Raw genomic sequence first — 2,843 nt, forward strand, 5'->3', positions numbered from 1 at the left:
CAGTGTTCATTTTGTGTTTTCATAAGTGACTGTAATTAATTGCTTAATTTTTAGTCAACCTATTTCAGGAAAATTCATTTTCCTAATTGGTGGCAACGTGATTGTGTATGGTTAGTTGCGTGGTTTAGCAACTAAGTTAGCAAACATTTACGAACCCGTGAATATTCCGCAGGAATATTCGCAAGTAAGCAAGAACAAAGCAATTAATTATACACGGTGTTGCCCACAGTATTTTTAATTTGTAAGTGTTAATTCAATTGCCATTAAACTATATTTATCTTTATATTTTTTACTTGTTCCAACGTTTTTCCAAACTTTTCTCCACTTTCCTTGATTATAAATCCAACTATTTTCATCAGTTTCAGCAGGAACAGTTCCGATTGCAGGTTCATAAGAGATTCCTTCTAGTTTTTTTCTCGAACCTTCCATTGTATATTTATATTCGTACTTATTATTTTCAATAATTAACCATTCAATTGCAATGAAAAAACCATTATCAGGAAATTCAATATTTAGTTCAGAAATATCTATTTCAGTTGTTTTCTTTCCTTTTTTTGCAATTCCCAATATATTTTGGTCATAAATATAGTTCTCTGGTTCTCCATTTTCGTTTACACCATAAAGGCGAATATTAAATTTAGAATCTTTTACATCACTTTTTGTTAGAATTCTTATCTTTTTTAAAAATGGTGTATTGTCATATTTGTCCTTATATTCAAAAAATCTCGCAGTAATCCAAGGTTTTATTCCACAGCCAAAGTAATGATTGATTTTAGACTTTTTGAATTCTCCAATTATTAATTCTTGTGTTGATTTTTTTGAACTGATAATTACTTCGTCCAATTCCGTTGTTATTGGTTTTAATTCAAGAGTTTCTTTTATTAAATCCGAGGATATTTTTATTGTCTCAAAACCGATTGCAGAAAAAAGAATAATTTTCGTGCTATCAATTTCTAATTTAAATTCTCCTTTTTCATTTGAAGTTGTTCCAATATTTTCGTTTTCTACCCAAATATTTACGTAAGGTATATTTTCTTTCGTTTCGCTGTTAATAATCACTGATTTTAACTGACAAAAACTAAGGTTTGAAATAAGTAAAAATGTTATTGCAAGTAGTTTTTTCATATTGTGGGCAACGTTGTTGTGTATGGTTAGTTGCGTGGTTAAGCAACTAAGTTAGTAAACATTTACGAACCAGTGAATATTCCGCAGGAATATTCGCAAGTAGGCTAGAACCAAGCAATTAATTATACACGGTGTTGCCCACAGTTTTTATTCCACGTCGTAATTTCCATTCGCCCACTTTATTGTCGGTTCAATCCATTCATTTAATGGTTTAAATAAAAATCCGTGTCCCATTCCTGTATTCAGTTCGATTTCTTTAAAGTGTTTTATTTCGCAATTCGAGATTTTCTTTCGTTCCAATGAAGAAACTCCAAATGGGTCGGACTTTTCGTAAATCGTTAAAATATTTCCGCAAAAATTGATTTCAGGTATATTTTGAATATCGCTATTCCTAAAACTTGCAATAAATACAAAATTCAAATCTTGATTACTTGCTAAAGTCGAAACGTATTGAGCGATATATCCGCCTTTTGAAGTTCCAACCACAGTTATTTTTCTCGGTTCTGTTCCGCTCTTTATTAAACTGTCAATTTGGGTTACGATTCCGATTGCGTATTCTCTTGCGTTAACATTTCCATTCCGTTTTTCGGATATTACTTTAAGTCCTTCTTTTTTAAATTCAGCAATAATTTCGTTGTATTCAGTCCGCCCAAATTCGGGATGCAACTCATTCAGTTCGTGTTCTTCTAAAAATCGATTGTGAAGGAAGAAAACAAATCGGTCATCATTTTTGTTTCCGCACGCAAATAAAGTTGAGCAAAAAAGAATTCCAATTAATAGACTTATTTTCATTGATTTACGATTTTTCTCAAATTGTGGGCAACGGTTTTGTGTATGGTTTGTTGCGTGGTTAAGCAACTAAGTTAGTAAACTTTTACGAACCCGTGAATATTCCGCAGGAATATTCGCAAGTAGAGAAGAACCAAGCAATTAATTATACACGGTGTTAGCAAACGTATTTTATAATCGATATACAATTTCGGTTATTATCAAACGCTTTATGAAATAGTCATCAAAGTCTAAATTAGCACCTGTCATTTTTTTAGCTATCAGTCTTATGTTTAACGTTCCAACTTCTTGAGTCTTTTCAGTATATTTTTGAACGAATTTATTTTTTTTAGATGCAGTATTCAATGCCTCTCTATATTTTCCGAAATAATTTATATCGTAATAATTTACAAGTGTTGTTATTAGAGAATCGTTATTATTAATTTTAGGAATAGTTGCTTCTAAAGTTCCAATTTTATATTCTCCTTTAGTATTTAAATATTTTCTTCTAACTCGATATTCAGTTCGAGTCTTTTTTTGATTTTCCACAACCCAAATAGAATCAGGTATTCCATATACTACATTTTTTAAATTACTTTGATTAAATTTTTTGAGTTGTATTTCTGTTGGTTTTGCCCAATTTAATTTTCTTTTAGATTCGATATCTATTAAAAATTCTGCGTATGCTTTTTTTGTGATTAAATTTGGATAATTAGTTTTCAGAAATCCATTTTCAAATTCAGTCACAATTGAAGTTAAAGTTTCGCTTTCTTTTTTTCCTAAAATCTTTTCAAATTTCACTATTTGATTTTTATTCGAACAGCTAATAATTAGAAGTAGAAATATAAATGTTAGTAGAATTTTCGTTGGTTTTTGTATTATACTGATATAGGTTGACTCTTTTTGGTTAATATTTAGACGTTCAAAAGATTTTTTTTTCAGCGGTTTAG

3 protein-coding genes are annotated in these 2,843 nt (G+C 30.0%); all 3 read right to left on the reverse strand.

What is annotated here, in order from left to right:
• Window positions 1-234: 234 nt before the first annotated feature.
• Complete coding sequence (locus HM985_RS16980) at window positions 235-1,125, reverse strand: carboxypeptidase-like regulatory domain-containing protein (protein ID WP_179377397.1); 891 nt, start codon at window positions 1,123-1,125, stop codon at window positions 235-237.
• A 147-nt stretch (window positions 1,126-1,272) separates the two neighbouring features.
• Window positions 1,273-1,917 (reverse strand): alpha/beta hydrolase, encoded by a 645-nt coding sequence (locus HM985_RS16985; protein ID WP_179377398.1) that lies wholly within the window; start codon window positions 1,915-1,917, stop codon window positions 1,273-1,275.
• Between the two features lie 168 nt (window positions 1,918-2,085).
• Window positions 2,086-2,843: hypothetical protein (locus HM985_RS16990; protein ID WP_218843437.1), on the reverse strand; the 758-nt coding region annotated here is incomplete at its 5' end.

The organism is Winogradskyella wichelsiae, assembly GCF_013403925.1.
GTDB classification, from domain to species: Bacteria; Bacteroidota; Bacteroidia; order Flavobacteriales; family Flavobacteriaceae; genus Winogradskyella; species Winogradskyella wichelsiae.